Genomic DNA, 16,059 nt, shown 5'->3' with positions numbered 1-16,059 from the left:
TTTTTTTTTTTTTTTTTTTTTTTTTTTTTTTTTTTTTTTTTTTTTTTTTTGTTTTTTTTTTTTTTTTTTTTTTTCCGTTTTCCTTCTTCCCCCCCACGGCGCAAGGTGCCGACCCTGATCCATGAGCAGAATGCGGTGATGGGCCGCGCCAACCGGGCGCTGGCCGGCCGTGTCGATGCGATCGCCGGCGGGTTCCTGCCGCAGGACACCAGTGCCATCGGCGCCAAGACGGTGACGACGGGCAATCCGGTCAGGCCCGCCGTGCTGGAAGCGGCCAAGACGGCTTATGCGGCGTCGGCCGGGGAACAGCCGTTCCGCCTGCTGGTGTTCGGCGGCAGCCAGGGCGCCCAGTTCTTTTCCGACGCCGTGCCGGGGGCGATCGCCCTGCTTTCCGATGCCCAGCGCAAGCGGCTTGTGATCACGCAGCAGGCGCGCGCGGACGACGTGGCGCGCGTCAAGGCCGCTTATGCCGCCCTTGGCGTCGCTGTCGAGGTCTCACCCTTCTTCACCGACATGGCGGCACGCATGGCGGCCGCGCATCTGGTGATCTCGCGCTCCGGCGCTTCGACCGTCTCCGAGATCGCCGTCATCGGCCGGCCGGCGCTGCTGGTGCCTTACCCGTACGCGCTTGACCACGACCAGGCGGCGAACGCGGCGGCCCTTGCCGCCGCCGGCGGTGGCGAGGTGCACCCGCAATCCTCGCTTTCGCCCGAACGGATCGCAGCGCTCATTGGCGGGCTGATGGACGCCCCCGAGCGGCTGGCGGCGATGGCGGCTGGCGCGAAATCGGCCGGCAGGCCGGACGCGGCACGGTTGCTCGCCGATCTCACAGAGGCTATTGCGTCCAAAAAAGCCGTTTCGGATTTCAGGGAAGGGACGCACGCATGAAGATGCCGGAGACCATCGGCCTTGTGCATTTCATCGGCATTGGCGGCATCGGCATGAGCGGCATTGCCGAAGTGCTGCACAATCTCGGCTACAAGGTGCAAGGCTCCGACCAGGCCGAGAGCGCCAATGTCCAGCGGCTGCGCGACAAGGGCATCGAATGCTTTGTCGGCCACAAGGCCGAAAATCTCGGCGATGCCGAGGTTGTGGTCGTCTCGACGGCGATCAAGAAATCCAATCCGGAACTCAAGGCCGCGCGCGAAAAGCTGCTGCCGATCGTGCGCCGGGCCGAGATGCTGGCCGAACTGATGCGCTTCCGACAGGCGGTGGCCATCGGCGGCACGCATGGCAAGACGACGACGACCTCGATGGTGGCGACCTTGCTCGATGCCGGCGGGCTCGATCCGACCGTCATCAATGGCGGCATCATCAACGCCTATGGCACCAATGCCCGCATGGGCGACGGCGAATGGATGGTGGTCGAGGCCGACGAGAGCGACGGCACCTTCCTGAAGCTGCCGGCCGAGATCGCGGTCGTCACCAACATCGATCCCGAGCATCTCGATCACTATGGCAGTTTCGACAAGGTGCGCGAGGCGTTCCGCCAGTTCGTCGAGAACGTGCCGTTCTACGGTTTTGGCGTGATGTGCACCGATCATCCCGAGGTGCAGGCTCTGGTCAGCCGCATCGAGGACCGCCGCATCGTCACCTATGGCGAGAACGCGCAAGCCGATGTGCGTTTCACCAACCACCGCATGGAGGGTGCCATTTCGGAATTCGACGTGGTGATCCGTGACCGCAAGACCGGCGGCCAGACGACGATAGCAGGCCTGCGCCTGCCGATGCCCGGCCGTCACAACGTCTCCAACGCGACCGCCGCGATCGCCGTCGCGCATGAGCTTGGCCTGTCGGCCGAGGCGATCAAGAAGGGCTTGTCGTCCTTCGCCGGCGTCAAGCGCCGCTTCACCCATACCGGCTCGTGGAACGGCGTCGATGTGTTCGACGATTACGGCCACCATCCGGTCGAGATCTCGGCGGTGCTGAAGGCGGCGCGCAGCGCCACCAAGGGTCGCGTCATCGCCATTGCGCAGCCGCATCGCTTCACCCGGCTGCATGATCTGTTCAACGAGTTTTCCGCTTGCTTCAACGACGCCGACACGGTGATGGTGGCACCGGTCTACGCGGCCGGCGAGGAGCCGATCGACGGCGTCAGCTCGGACGCGCTGGTGTCGCGCATCCGCGCCGGCGGCCATCGTGACGCGCGCTACATCGAGGGGCCGGCGGCAATCGCGCCCATCATCCGCGATCTGGCCAAATCAGGCGATTTCGTCGTCTTCCTTGGCGCCGGCAACATCACCCAATGGGCCTATGCGTTGCCCAAGGAGCTTGGCGGGACGGTCTCATGATGCACGGCCAGGCCCTGATCGACAAACTTGGCGACCGGCTTGCCGGCCTGCGCGGCCGTATGACGCCGAATGCCGAGATGGACAAGATCACCTGGTTCCGTGCCGGTGGCCTGGCGGAAGCGTTGTTCCAGCCGGCCGACGAAGAGGATCTTGCCGCGTTCCTCAAAGCCGTTCCGGAGGAAATACCGCTGACCATCGTCGGCGTCGGTTCGAACCTTCTGGTCCGCGACGGCGGTATTCCGGGCTTTGTCATCAGGCTTTCAGCCAAGGGGTTTGGCGAGGCGGAAGTCATTTCGCCGATCAGGATCAAGGCCGGCGCGGCCACGCCTGACAAACGCGTCGCCGCGGTGGCGCTCGAGGCAGGCATTGGCGGCTTTCATTTCTACCACGGCATTCCGGGCGCGATCGGCGGCGCGCTGCGGATGAATGCCGGTGCCAATGGCGTCGAGACGCGCGAGCGCGTCGTCGAGGTACGCGCGCTCGACCGCAAGGGCAATGTGCAGACGCTGAGCAATGCCGATATGGGTTATGCCTACCGTCATTCGGCGGCACCTGCCGGGCTGATCTTCACCTCGGCCGTGTTCGAAGGCTTTGCCGAGGACAAGGCGGCGATCAAGGCGGCGATGGATGCCGTGCAGAACCACCGCGAGACCGTGCAGCCGATCCGCGAGAAGACCGGCGGCTCGACCTTCAAGAATCCGGAAGGCACATCGGCCTGGAAGGAGATCGACAAGGCTGGCTGCCGCGGCCTGATGATCGGTGGCGCGCAGATGTCGCCGATGCATTGCAACTTCATGATCAACACGGGAACCGCGACCGGCTACGACCTTGAATATCTCGGCGAGACGGTGCGCACGCGGGTGCTGGAGAATTCCGGTATCCGGCTGCATTGGGAAATCCAGCGCATCGGCAATTTCCGGCCGGGACATGCCGTCCAGGAGTTTCTCGGGCAGCTTCTCTAGCCCGCCTTGAAGTTCATGTGATGCATGAACTTCAAAAGGTTCGAAACGGCTCGCGGCCGTTGCCGCAAAGACTCAACGACACGCTTTTCGCATCCATTTTCTCAGAAAGTGAATCTCTCGGAATCGTAAGCACTTGCCAGTGAATCAACTCTCTGATTCTCTGCTCGAAAGCGTTTCCTGATTTGAGTCGTTCGACGCGTTACCCGCGTTTTTCCGTCTGGGGGGCAACCTGCCGGGAGACTCGGACTCAATGTTGCGGAAAATCTTGGTTTTTGGTCCGCCGTGAGAGGGGATACCGGGGAATGAAAAGCAAGCATGTGGCTGTCCTGCTGGGTGGTTTTTCGTCCGAGCGGCCCGTGTCTTTGTCTTCGGGAAAGGCTTGCGCCGATGCGCTCGATCAGGAAGGCTACCAGGTCACCCGCGTCGATGTCGGGCGCGATGTCGGCTCCGTGCTTGCCGAACTCAAGCCCGATGTCGTCTTCAACGCGCTGCATGGCCCTTTTGGCGAGGACGGTACCGTCCAGGGCATCCTCGAGTATCTCGGCATTCCCTACACCCATTCCGGCGTGCTCGCCTCGGCTTTGGCCATGAACAAGGAGCAGGCCAAGCGGGTTGCCAAATCGGTCGGTGTTCCGGTCGCCGAATCGAAGGTTGCCAGCCGCTTCGCCATTCAGAACAAGCACCCGATGAAGCCGCCCTATGTGGTCAAGCCGGTCAATGAGGGTTCGAGCTTCGGCGTCGTCATCGTGCATGAAGGCCAGTCGCATCCGCCGCAGGTGATCGGCTCGTCCGAATGGAAATATGGCGATACCGTCATGGTCGAGCGCTACGTCCACGGCAGGGAGCTAACCTGCGCGGTGATGGGCGATGTGGCGCTGGGGGTCTGCGAGATCATCCCGACCGGCCATTCCTTCTACGACTATGATTCAAAATATGTCGCTGGGGGATCAAAGCACGAATGCCCCGCAAAAGTTTCACCGAATATTTACCAAAAAATACAAACACTGGCGCTCAAGGCTCACCAAGCGATCGGCTGTCGGGGCGTTTCCCGGTCGGACTTCCGTTATGACGATCGGCATTCCGAAAACGGCGAGATTGTCTGGCTCGAGGTCAACACCCAGCCGGGTATGACGCCGACGTCCTTGGTGCCTGAAATCGCCGCCCAGGCCGGGCACTCGTTTGGCGATTTGTTGAGTTGGATGGTGGAGGACGCTTCGTGTCTGCGTTGAAATGGGGACAAGGTAAGGAGAGGGGCGCGGCCGAGCCGGCGCTGTTCGGCCTGCCGTTGTCATCGGGCCATTTCGTGCTGCCGCGCGTGCTTCGCCGTCCGGTGCGCATTCTGGCGCGCCTCGGTGTCGGGGAGTTCCAGGCGCCGCGCTTTTCCGCTGCCATGATGTCGGCCGTGCTGATCGCCTCGAGCGGAGCCTATGGCGCCTATCTCGGCGGCCACGTCGACGGCATCGTCCAGAGCATCACTGCCCGCACCGGCTTTGCCGTCGATCAGGTCAAGGTGGTCGGCAACCGCCAGACCTCGGAGATCGATATCCTCGACAGGCTCGAACTCGACGGCTGGACATCCCTGATCGGCTTCGACGCCGAGGCCGCGCGGGAGCGCATCGACACCCTGCCGTGGATCGAGGTCGCGGCGGTGCGCAAGGTTTATCCGCACACGCTGGAAGTGCGTGTCGAGGAGCGCGCCGCCTTCGCGCTCTGGCAGCAGGGCGATGAGCTATCCGTCATCGAGAAGGATGGCGCCGTGATCGCGCCGTTCTCGGGCGGCAAGCAGGTGCTGCTGCCGCTGCTGATCGGCACTGGCGCGCCTGCGAGCGCGCCTGACTTCCTGGCCAAGATCGAAAAATATCCAGATCTCGCGAATCGGATCAAAGGCTATATCCGCGTGGGTGAGCGGCGTTGGGACCTGAAGCTGGACAATGGCATCACCATTAAGCTTCCCGAGGACGGCGAGGATCAGGCGCTCGCCGAACTCGTCAAGATGGACCATGACATGGGCCTGTTGTCGCGCGATATCGCCGCCGTCGACATGCGCCTGACCGACCGGCTGGTCGTGCAGTTGACGCCCGAGGCGGCGACGCAGCGCGAAGCCGCACTCAACGAAAAACCCAAGAGCCTGAAGCGCAAGCCGGAGACGAAGATATGAGCTGGCTTGGCGGTCATGGCGATGCCTCGTCACGCCGGTCCGGCACCTTGACGGTGCTGGACGTCGGTTCGAGCAAGGTCTGCTGCATGGTGGCCAAGCTGAAGCCGAGCGATGACGGCAAGCTGCTGCGTGGCCGTTCGCACCGGATCCAGGTGATCGGCATCGGCCATCAGAAATCACAAGGCGTGAAGTCGGGCGTTGTCGTCGATCTCGACCGCGCCGAGCATGCCATCCGCCTTTCCGTCGACGCGGCCGAGCGCATGGCCGGGCTGACCGTCGATTCGCTGATCGTCAACATGACAGCCGGCCGGCTGAAGAGCGAAGCCTTCTCGGCAACCATCAACCTTGGCGGCCACGAGGCCGACGAGGCCGACATCAAGCGCGTTCTCGGCGCCGGCGCCAAGCAGGCGCTGAAGGCCGAGCGCGAGGTGATCCATTCGCTTCCGGTCGGCTTCTCGCTGGATGCCGAACGCGGCGTGCGCGATCCGCGCGGCATGGTCGGCGACGCACTCGGCGTCGACATGCATGTGCTGACCGGCGACGCCGCTCCGATGCGCAACCTGGAGCTTTCCATCAACCGTTCGCATCTGTCGGTCGAGCGCATGGTGGCGACGCCCTATGCCAGCGGGCTGGCGGCCCTGGTCGACGACGAACTGGAAATGGGCGCGGCCTGCATCGACATGGGCGGCGGCACGACGACGATCTCGGTGTTTTCGGAAGGCAAGTTCGTCCATGGCGATGCCATCGCCATCGGCGGCAATCACGTCACGCTTGACATGGCCAAGGGGCTTTCGACCTCGCTCGATGCCGCCGAGCGGCTGAAGGTGATGCATGGCTCGGCGCTGCCGGGCAGTGCCGACGACCGCGACCTGATCTCGATCCAGCCGATCGGCGACGATGGCGACGTGCCTTTGCAGATCCCGCGCTCGGTGATGACGCGTATCGTGCGCGCCCGTATCGACGAGACGCTGGAACTGCTGCGCGACCGGCTGAACAAGTCCGGCTACGGCAATGCGGTGGGCAAGCGTGTCGTTCTGACCGGCGGCGCCAGCCAGCTTGCCGGCCTGCCGGAGGCGGCGCGCCGCATTCTGGGACGCAATGTGCGCATCGGCCGTCCGCTCGGCGTGGCCGGCCTGCCGGAAGCGGCGAAGGGGCCGGCCTTCTCGGCCGCGGTGGGGCTTCTGATCTATCCGCAGATGGCGAGCTTCGAGAGCCATCCGGCGAAAGGAATTTCCGGTCTCAGAATGACCGGAACGGGCGGAAAACTGCATCGCATGAGTCAGTGGTTGAGAGACAGTTTCTAATTGACGGGGACAGCCCCATAGGCGGCCGCGGCGGCGAAGCGGCGTGAAAGGCAAAGGACGGAGACAATGACCATCAATCTGCAAAAGCCGGACATCACCGAGCTAAAGCCACGCATCACCGTGTTCGGTGTCGGCGGCGGCGGCGGCAATGCCGTCAACAACATGATCACCGCCGGTTTGCGCGGTGTCGAGTTCGTGGTGGCCAACACCGACGCGCAGGCGCTGACCATGTCGAAGGCAGGCCGCCTGATCCAGCTTGGCGCGCATGTCACCGAAGGCCTCGGCGCCGGCTCGCAGCCGGAAGTCGGCCGTGCGGCGGCGGAAGAGTGCATCGATGAAATCCTCGATCACTTGACCAACACCCATATGTGCTTCGTCACCGCCGGGATGGGCGGCGGCACCGGTACGGGTGCTGCTCCGGTCGTTGCCCGCGCCGCGCGCGAAAAGGGCATCCTCACCGTCGGCGTCGTCACCAAGCCGTTCCATTTCGAAGGCCAGCGCCGCATGAAGACCGCGGACTTCGGCATCGAGGAACTGCAGAAATGCGTCGATACGCTGATCGTCATCCCCAACCAGAACCTGTTCCGGCTGGCCAATGACAAGACCACCTTCGCCGACGCCTTCGCCATGGCCGACCAGGTGCTCTATTCCGGTGTTGCCTGCATCACCGACCTGATGGTCAAGGAAGGCCTGATCAATCTCGACTTCGCCGACGTCCGTTCCGTCATGCGCGAGATGGGCAAGGCGATGATGGGGACCGGCGAAGCTTCGGGCGAGGGCCGCGCGATGGCCGCCGCTGAGGCGGCGATTGCCAACCCGCTGCTCGACGAGACCTCTATGAAGGGCGCCAAGGGCCTGCTGATCTCGATCACCGGCGGCCGCGACCTGACGCTGTTCGAGGTCGACGAAGCGGCGACCCGTATCCGCGAGGAGGTCGATCAAGACGCCAACATCATCCTGGGCGCCACCTTCGACGAGGAACTCGAAGGCGTCATCCGCGTCTCGGTGGTTGCCACCGGTATCGACAAGTCGGCGGCGGAAATCGCCGCCGCGCCGATCTCGATCCGCACGGCGCCTCCGAAGCCGGCCAGCCGCCCGGCCGTTGCCGCGGTGGAAAGCCGCCCGGCGCCGGTCCAGCAGACCGCCTACGAACCGCGTGCCATCGACCCGGTCGCCGAAGCCATCCATCTGGCTGAAGCCAATGCCGCGGCCATGGCACAGGCGCGCCCGGCTCCGGCCCACGCTGAAGACTTCCGCCCGCAGAGCAAGATCTTCCAGGCGCCTCCAGCACAGCCGATGCCGCAGCCCGTGGTCCAGCAGATGCAGCCGGCTCCGCAGCCGCGCGAGATGCTGCGCGAAGCCCCGCAGCCGGTTGCCATGGCGCCGCAGCGTATGCCGCGCGTCGAGGACTTTCCGCCCGTCGTCAAGGCCGAGGTGGATGCCAAGAGCCGCCCGGCCGACCACGAGAACAACAGCGGACCGATGGGCCTGCTAAAGCGCCTGACCAACGGATTGACCCGCCGCGAAGAAGAGCCTGCGCGGCTGCAGCCGGCGCAGCCGCGCGAACCCAAGCTGCGCCAGGCCGCACCCGAAGTGCGCCGTCTTGCCAGCCAGGACGCGCAGCTCTACGCACCGCGCCGTGGCCAGCTCGACGACCACGGCCGTCTTACACCGCAGGTGAGGGCGACTCAGGAAGACGATCAGCTGGAGATTCCGGCGTTCCTGCGCCGCCAGGCCAACTGACTGGTAAACGGACTGTAACGATTGTTAACAGGCAAGCGAGGAATCGCTTGCCTGTTAACGTTTTAAGTTGTGTGATTTCAATCACTTACAAAGTCGTGCCTGCTTCAGTTCGCGGTTACACGGAGTAAGAAACCGTGATTTGGAGTCTCCCTGACGGGACATTATCTTCGCTGCCTACCATCGTCGGTTTGCCGGGATTTCGGGGGAAGTGACCCTGCCTGCCGATTCACACAAGAGCCGCGCCCTCGGGCTGGAGAAGCGGACCTAGGCATTACGGGCTTATGGGGATTGTCTTGCACGACTATCAGACGACATTGAAGACGCGCGCGTCGCTTACCGGCACCGGCGTCCACAGCGGCAAGGAAGTGTCCATCAGCTTCGTGCCGGCGGATGCCGACACCGGCGTCGTTTTCCAGCTTTTCGACGGTGCAGAGCAGGGCCGCGAGTTCCGCGCCCTGGTCTCGGAAGTCGGCGCCACCGACCTATGCACGATGCTTGGTGATCCCGCTGGCGAACACATCGCCACGGTCGAGCACATCATGGCGGCGCTGTTCGGGCTCGGCATCGACAATGTCGCCATCGAGATCGATGGTTCCGAGGTTCCGATCTTCGACGGCAGCGCCATGGCGTTTGTCGAAGCGATCGACCAGGCCGGCATCGAGACGCTGTCGGTCAAGCGCCGCTATATCAGGGTCATCAAGCCGGTCCGCATCGAGAACGGCGCCTCCTGGGCGGAATTCAGACCCTATGACGGCACTCGTTTCGAGATCGAGATCGACTTCGAAAGCCCGGCTATCGGCCGTCAGCTGTTCGCGTCCGACCTCAATGCCGATATCTTCCGCCGCGACATCGCGCGCGCCCGCACCTTCGGCTTCATGAAGGATGTCGAGCGGCTGTGGGCCGCCGGCTACGCGCTCGGCTCCTCGCTGGAGAATTCGCTGGTGATCGGTGACGACAACCGCGTCATCAACATGGGCGGCCTGCGCTATCCCAACGAATTCGTGCGCCACAAGACGCTGGACGCCATGGGCGACCTGGCGCTGGCCGGCGCACGCTTCATCGGCTGCTTCCGTTCCTATCGCGGCGGTCACAGGATGAATGCCGCGGCTCTGCGCCGGCTGCTGTCCGACCGCACCGCGTTCGAAATCGTCGAGACGACACGTCGCGAGCGCGGCCGCAGCGCCGAGATGAACGCCGTCAACGCACCGCTCTACGCGCCCTGGATGATCTGATTTTTTTCATTTCCAGGGTTCCATGGCGAGCGGCCGGTGTTGCACGAATGCACCACCTGTCGGTGAAATTGCACGGATATTCAAGCTGTGTCCGGCCGCCATAAAAATGCGCGATTGGCCGGAGATAGCGTTGCCGGGCAAGGCGGTAATGGTTTATGGCTGCTGCCGTCGATTAGTGCATGGCGCTCAAAAGTGGGGACCAGTTTTGAGACAACGGCGTGCAGCGGACATTAAAATAGCGCCGAAAGGGCGGAATCCAATCATGTTCTTCAAGCGAGTCGGTCAATTGCAAGCGCCGCGGAGGGCTGTTTTCCTGGCGCTTTCGGTGGTTGTTCCATCGCTCTTCCTGTCGGCCTGCATGTCGTCGGAGAAGGATATCGACCTGTCGACCTATGTCGACCAGACCGAACCGGCCGATGTTCTCTACAATCAGGGCCTTGCCAATCTCAACGCCGGACGCCTGCAAGAGGCGAGCCGCAAGTTCGACGCTGTCGACCGCCAGCATCCCTATTCGGAGTGGGCCCGCAAATCGATGGTGATGGGCGCTTTCGCCGACTATCGCCAGGGCAATTACGACGAGGCGATCGGCTCGGCCAAGCGCTATCTCACGCTCTATCCGTCGACCGATGACGCCGCTTACGCGCAGTACATCATCGGCTTGAGCTATTACCGCCAGATCAAGGACGTGACGCAGGACCAGAAAGAAGCGCGTCAGACCGTTCAGACGATGCAGGATCTGGTGACGCGCTGGCCGACATCGGAATATGTCGACGACGCCAAGGAAAAGATCCGCTTCGCCAATGATCAGCTGGCCGGCAAGGAAATGCAGATCGGCCGCTACTATCTCGAGCGCCGCGAATACATCGCCGCCGTCAAGCGCTTCCGCACCGTGGTGGAGACCTATTCCAACACGCGCCATGTCGAGGAGGCGCTCGCCCGCCTGACCGAAAGCTATTACGCGATGGGCCTGACCTCCGAGGCCCAGACCGCCGCCGCCGTGCTCGGCACCAATTATCCTGACAGCCAGTGGTACAAGGATTCCTACAAGCTCCTGCAGAGCAATGGGCTTGCGCCGCGCGAAAATGCCGGGTCGTGGATATCCAAGGCCGGGAAGATGATCACCGGCGCCTGACCCCAAGCAAACTCGCGGGCTTCGCCAACGCGCCGTCTGCCTGGTTTTCTTTGTTTGTCGGCCCGAAGCGCACGAAGCGCTTTTTCGGATTGATCCGATGCTCAAACAAAAAGATAGTGCGGCGCTGCGGCTGCAAATGGTCGCGTGCCGTTCTAGATTCGGGTTCTGATGCTTTCCAGACTGTCGATCCGCGATATCGTCCTGATCGAGAAGCTGGATATCGACTTCCAGCCGGGTCTTTCGGTGCTGACCGGCGAAACCGGTGCCGGCAAATCCATCCTGCTCGATGCCTTGTCGCTGGCGCTCGGCGCGCGCGGCGACGCATCGCTGGTGCGCCATGGGGCGGCGCAAGGCCAGGTCATCGCGGTCTTCGACGTGCCGCGCAACCATCCGGCACGCACGCTGCTTGCCGACAACGCCATCGAAGATGACGGCGACATCATCCTGCGCCGCTTGCAGACGGCGGACGGGCGCACCCGCGTCTTCGTCAACGATCAGCCTTCGAGCGTGACCTTGATGCGTGATGTCGGCCGTGCACTGGTCGAGATCCATGGCCAGCACGATGAACGCGCTTTGGTCGATCCCGGCGCGCACCGCGAGGTGCTCGACGCTTTCGGCGGTCATCTCGGCGCCGTCCGCTCGACGGCCGAGGCATGGCGGCGCTGGCGCGCCTGCGAGCAGGAGCTGTCGCGACACCGCGCCAAGGTGGCGGCGGCCGCGCGCGAGGCCGACTATTTGCGGGCTGCGGTGGCGGAACTGACGAAGCTCGATCCGCAGCCGGGTGAGGAGACGGACCTTGCCGAATTGCGCGCGTCGATGATGCGGGTGGAGAAGATCGCCTCGGAAATCCATGATGCGCAGGATGTGCTGTCCGGTCCGTCCTCGCCTTTGCCGCAACTGGCGAGCCTGCTGAGGCGGTTGCAGCGCAAGGTGACGGAGGCGCCGGGCTTGCTCGATGAAGTGGTCAAGTCACTGGACGAGGCGATGCTGTCGCTCGACGCGGCGCAATCGGGCGTCGAGGCCGCGCTGCGCGCCACCGAATATGATCCGCAGCGGCTTGAGAAGGCGGAAGAGCGGCTGTTTTCGCTGCGCGCCGCCTCGCGCAAGCATAGCGTCGCCGTCGACGACCTGGCGCAGCTGCGCGACACGATGGTTGCCGATCTTGCCGATCTCGACGCCGGCGAGGAGCGCCTGCACGGGTTGGAAAAGCAGGCCGGAGCGGCGCGCGAGACATACGACATCGCCGCCGCGCAGCTGTCCTCGCTTCGTCATGCGGCGGCGGTCGGCTTGACCAAGGCGGTTATGGCGGAATTGCCGGCACTGAAGCTCGAACGCGCCGCCTTTATCGTGGAAATGAAGAGCGAGGCCGAGAGCCGCATGGAAGAGGGCATCGACCAGATCGAGTTCTGGGTGCGCACCAACCCAGGCACGCGGCCGGGCCCGATGATGAAGGTCGCGTCCGGCGGCGAGCTGTCGCGCTTCCTGCTGGCGCTGAAGGTGGCGCTGGCCGATCGTGGCTCGGCGCCGACGCTGGTCTTCGATGAAATCGACACCGGCGTGGGCGGCGCCGTGGCGGATGCCATCGGCCAGCGGCTGGCGCGATTGTCGAAGCGCGTCCAGGTGCTGTCGGTGACGCACGCGCCACAGGTGGCAGCGCGCGCGGCGACGCATTTCCTGATCTCCAAATCCGGTACCACAGACCGTGTCGCCACCGGCATTGCCGAGATGGACCGGCCGGCGCGGCAGGAGGAGATCGCGCGCATGCTGGCCGGCGCCACCATCACCGACGAGGCCCGCGCCGCCGCCGAGCGGCTGCTGCGTGAGAACACCGGCGCTTCCTGACGGCGCTACTTCTCGATCGGGCTGCTTCTGGTCGGTGAAATTCGGCGTCCGAACAGAGTCAGCATATGGCTCCATCCCGCTGTTTCAGCGGGGTTTTGTCAGAATTCAGCTCCCTTCCATCCGAATCCTGATCTATTGTCCCGGGCCAACAGCAGCCAGGTGCAAATCATGTCCGAAAAACCAGTCGATGCCCTGACCGAAATCGAGGCCGAAGCCGAGCTGAAGCGCCTGGCGGAACAGATCGCCGAGCACGACCGGCGCTACCATACCGAAGACGCGCCTGTTATCACCGACGCCGAGTATGATGCGCTGGCGCGGCGCAATCTCGCCATCGAGGAGCGCTTTCCGGCGCTGGTGCGCGAGGATTCGCCGTCGCGCAGGGTCGGTGCGGCACCTGCGGAAGGCTTTACCAAGGTGCGCCATGCGGTGCCGATGCTCAGCCTTGCCAAGGCCTATACCGACCAGGATGTCATCGATTTCATCGAGCGCGGCCGGCGATTCTTCGACCGCGACAAGGATCTCGATATCGCCTTCACGGCCGAGCCGAAGATCGACGGGCTGTCGGCTTCGCTGCGCTACGAGAAGGGCGTGTTCGTGCAGGGTGCGACGCGCGGCGACGGTGCCGTCGGCGAGGATATCACCGCCAATTTGAGGACCATCGCCGACATTCCTTCGAAGCTGAGAGGCTCGGGCTGGCCCGAAATCATCGAGATCCGCGGCGAGGTCTACATGACCTATGCGGAATTCGAAGCGCTGAAGCAACGCTCGGCGGCGGTCGGCGGCCAGGACTACGTCAATCCCCGCAACACGGCGGCCGGGTCGCTGCGCCAGAAGGATCCGTCCGTCACCGCCAGCCGCAACCTCAAATTCTTCGCCTATGCCTGGGGCTACACGACAGCGGATCCGGCCCCGACCCAGTATGATTCGGTGCAGAAGTTCGCGGAGTGGGGATTCAAGGTCAGTCCTCTGATGGTACGGGCGAAATCGGCCGATGACCTGATCGCGCATTATCACCGGATCGAGGAGCAGCGCTCGGCGCTGGGCTACGACATCGACGGCGTCGTCTACAAGGTCGACCAGCTGGAGCTGCAGCGCAGATGGGGGTTCGTCACCGGCGAGCCGCGCTGGGCCGTCGCGCACAAGTTTCCGGCCGAACAGGCGATGACGACGGTGCTCAAGATCGATATCCAGGTCGGCCGCACGGGCACGCTGGCGCCGGTTGCGCGGCTGGCTCCGGTCACGGTCGGCGGTGTCGTGGTCGAGAACGTGACGCTGCACAATGAGGACTACATCAAGGGCCTGGACAGCACCGGCCAGCCGATCCGCGACGGCATCGACGTGCGCATCGGCGACACGGTCGTGATCCAGCGGGCAGGCGATGTCATTCCGCAGATCGTCAGCGTCGTCATCGACAAGCGGCCGCCCGATGCCGTGCCATACGAGTTCCCGCACACCTGTCCGATCTGCGGCTCGCCGGCGACGCGCGAGATCAACGAGAAGACCGGCAAGGAAGATTCCCGCCGGCGCTGTACCGGCGAACTGATCTGCCCTGCCCAGGCGGTGGAAGGATTGCGCCACTTCGTGTCACGCGGCGCCTTGGACATCGAAGGCCTGGGGGCGGAGAACATAGACACCTTCTTCAATGCGGGATTGATCAAGACCGCCGCCGATATCTTCACGCTCAGGGATCGCCGTCCGGCCGTCACCAGGGCACTGGCCGAGCGCCGCGAGGAGCAGGCGAGGCAGCGCGAGGCCGCATCGGGCAAGACCCGCAAGAATGTGCGCAGCGTCGAGGATCGCAATTACGAAGGGCTCGACAAGCTGTTCGCGGCCATCGATTCGCGCCGCGAACCGGAACTCGACCGTTTCATCTTCGCGCTCGGCATCCGCCATATCGGCGAAACGACGGCCGCGGTGCTCGCCCGGACGTTCTCGACCATCGAGGAGCTGATCCGCGTCGGCAAGGAGACGGCGGCCGCTGCCGATCCGCACTCGGTTTTCCCATCGGTCAACGGCATCGGCGACACGGTGATCGATGCGCTGCGCGATTTCTTCGGCAATCAACGCAATGACGACGTGCTCGACGCGCTGCTCAAGCAGGTCAAGCCGAAGCCCTATATCGTCAACGTCTCTGCCGACAGCGAGGTCGCCGGCAAGACGATCGTGTTCACAGGCTCGCTGGAGAAGATGACACGCTCCGAAGCCAAGGCGATGGCGGAGCGCCTCGGCGCCAAGGTCGCGGGCTCGGTTTCGGCGAAGACCGATCTTGTCGTGGCCGGGCCGGGTGCCGGCTCCAAGCTGAAGCTCGCCAGCGAACACGGCATCGAGGTGATCGACGAGGACGCCTGGCTGGCGCGGATCGGCAAGGCATGACTGGATCGTTCACCGGCTTCGGCGCCAAAGCCATTCCGTTTCTTAAGGCGCTGGATTTCCACCAGAGCCGCGAGTGGTTCCTGGAGAATCGCGACCTCTTCGAAAAGGATTTGCGCGATCCCTTCGGCGATCTCGTCGACACGCTGACGGAGCGCTTCGCGAAGGCAGGCCTCGGCCTGCGCGGCGACCGCAAGAAGTCGCTTTTCCGGATCAATCGCGACGTGCGCTTCGCCAAGGACAAGCGGCCCTACAACCGGCATCTGTCGGCCATCCTGTCGCCCGACGGCACCAAGATGGAGCAGGGGGTGTTCTACGTGCATATCGGGCTCGAGCGCTGCTTCGCCGACATTGCCTGGTGGCAGCCGGAGCCGGCACTGTTGCTGGCGATGCGCAATGCCATCGCGACCTGGCCGGACAGGTTTCGTGCCCTGGTGATGGCGTTGAAGAAGAACCGTCTTGAACTGCAGACGGAAGGCCGCATGAAGCGCACGCCACGCGGCTTCGAGCATATCAGCGATGCAGATCTGGTCGCCGCCATCCGCAACCGGCATTTTGTCGTCCAGCATGTCATCGATCCGGCGGGAATCCATACGGCTGATCTGGTCGACGAACTCGTCGATTTCACCTTGCGTGCCAAGCCGCTGCTCGATTGGGGCAGGGCGATCGAGGGCAAGGTTTCGGAGCATTCGGCCATCCCGTAGCCGTTTCGGATTTCAAGTCCAGGCGCGGGCCGATGCACGGCCTGGTTGCGTTATGAGGGCAGTTATGCTATCCATATAGCCATGGTGCTGATTTGCGCCAACGACCCGCCGCAGAGGCGGGTTTTGCGTTTCGGGCCCTGGCGTCATCCTGCGCAGCCGATGAAGTACAGGCATGTGCGCCTCCAGGGAGCCAACTGAATCAGGGGATCCCGAAGGGCGCGTATCGCGGCCTTGCTCGATCCAAGACATATCAGTTTCGCTGATTTGTTGGCTCAAGCGAATTCGTCTGACTTTTCAACCGCGCACCCCTAAATACCGGCG

The 16,059-nt window shown here is 63.7% G+C and carries 11 protein-coding genes and 1 pseudogene; all 12 read left to right on the top strand.

Translation table 11 applies throughout. The features are described from left to right. Positions 1–96: 96 nt before the first annotated feature. Positions 97–888, top strand: a pseudogene (locus tag NKH03_RS10635) (UDP-N-acetylglucosamine--N-acetylmuramyl-(pentapeptide) pyrophosphoryl-undecaprenol N-acetylglucosamine transferase); the annotation flags it as partial. Next, positions 885–2,291 (top strand): UDP-N-acetylmuramate--L-alanine ligase, encoded by a 1,407-nt coding sequence (gene murC / locus NKH03_RS10630; RefSeq protein WP_352968329.1) that lies wholly within the window; start codon positions 885–887, stop codon positions 2,289–2,291. The pseudogene NKH03_RS10635 and the gene murC, both read left to right, overlap by 4 nt. Continuing rightward, complete coding sequence (gene murB / locus NKH03_RS10625; RefSeq protein WP_352968327.1) at positions 2,288–3,253, top strand: UDP-N-acetylmuramate dehydrogenase; 966 nt, start codon at positions 2,288–2,290, stop codon at positions 3,251–3,253. The genes murC and murB overlap by 4 nt, the downstream gene beginning before the upstream one ends. Positions 3,254–3,555: 302 nt before the next feature. Continuing rightward, positions 3,556–4,482: a D-alanine--D-alanine ligase gene (locus tag NKH03_RS10620; protein WP_352865321.1), complete on the top strand. Its 927-nt coding sequence runs from the start codon at positions 3,556–3,558 to the stop codon at positions 4,480–4,482. Continuing rightward, the gene (locus NKH03_RS10615; protein ID WP_352968326.1) at positions 4,470–5,411 is read left to right on the top strand and encodes a cell division protein FtsQ/DivIB; all 942 of its coding nucleotides are present in this window, start codon (positions 4,470–4,472) and stop codon (positions 5,409–5,411) included. The genes NKH03_RS10620 and NKH03_RS10615 overlap by 13 nt, the downstream gene beginning before the upstream one ends. Continuing rightward, on the top strand, positions 5,408–6,715 hold the full coding sequence (gene ftsA / locus NKH03_RS10610; protein ID WP_352865317.1) for a cell division protein FtsA: 1,308 nt from the start codon (positions 5,408–5,410) through the stop codon (positions 6,713–6,715). Before NKH03_RS10615 ends, ftsA begins: the two co-directional genes overlap by 4 nt. Positions 6,716–6,781: 66 nt before the next feature. Continuing rightward, positions 6,782–8,458: a cell division protein FtsZ gene (gene ftsZ / locus NKH03_RS10605; RefSeq protein WP_352968325.1), complete on the top strand. Its 1,677-nt coding sequence runs from the start codon at positions 6,782–6,784 to the stop codon at positions 8,456–8,458. A 281-nt stretch (positions 8,459–8,739) separates the two neighbouring features. Continuing rightward, positions 8,740–9,690, top strand: a complete 951-nt coding sequence (lpxC, locus tag NKH03_RS10600; protein ID WP_352968324.1) for a UDP-3-O-acyl-N-acetylglucosamine deacetylase — start codon at positions 8,740–8,742, stop codon at positions 9,688–9,690. Positions 9,691–9,952: 262 nt separating this feature from the next. Next, positions 9,953–10,822 (top strand): outer membrane protein assembly factor BamD, encoded by an 870-nt coding sequence (locus NKH03_RS10595; protein WP_352968323.1) that lies wholly within the window; start codon positions 9,953–9,955, stop codon positions 10,820–10,822. A gap of 168 nt (positions 10,823–10,990) precedes the next feature. After that, on the top strand, positions 10,991–12,664 hold the full coding sequence (gene recN, locus NKH03_RS10590) for a DNA repair protein RecN (RefSeq protein ID WP_352968322.1): 1,674 nt from the start codon (positions 10,991–10,993) through the stop codon (positions 12,662–12,664). A 168-nt stretch (positions 12,665–12,832) separates the two neighbouring features. Further along, complete coding sequence (gene ligA / locus NKH03_RS10585) at positions 12,833–15,037, top strand: NAD-dependent DNA ligase LigA (RefSeq protein ID WP_352968321.1); 2,205 nt, start codon at positions 12,833–12,835, stop codon at positions 15,035–15,037. Next, on the top strand, positions 15,034–15,738 hold the full coding sequence (locus tag NKH03_RS10580) for a DUF2461 domain-containing protein (RefSeq protein WP_352865306.1): 705 nt from the start codon (positions 15,034–15,036) through the stop codon (positions 15,736–15,738). Before ligA ends, NKH03_RS10580 begins: the two co-directional genes overlap by 4 nt. Positions 15,739–16,059: the final 321 nt, after the last annotated feature.

This window comes from Mesorhizobium sp. M1406 (genome assembly GCF_040317555.1).
In the GTDB taxonomy this organism is placed as follows: Bacteria; Pseudomonadota; Alphaproteobacteria; order Rhizobiales; family Rhizobiaceae; genus Mesorhizobium.
Note: the sequence above shows the minus strand (reverse complement) of the source record. Positions and strands in the feature narration are given on the sequence as shown.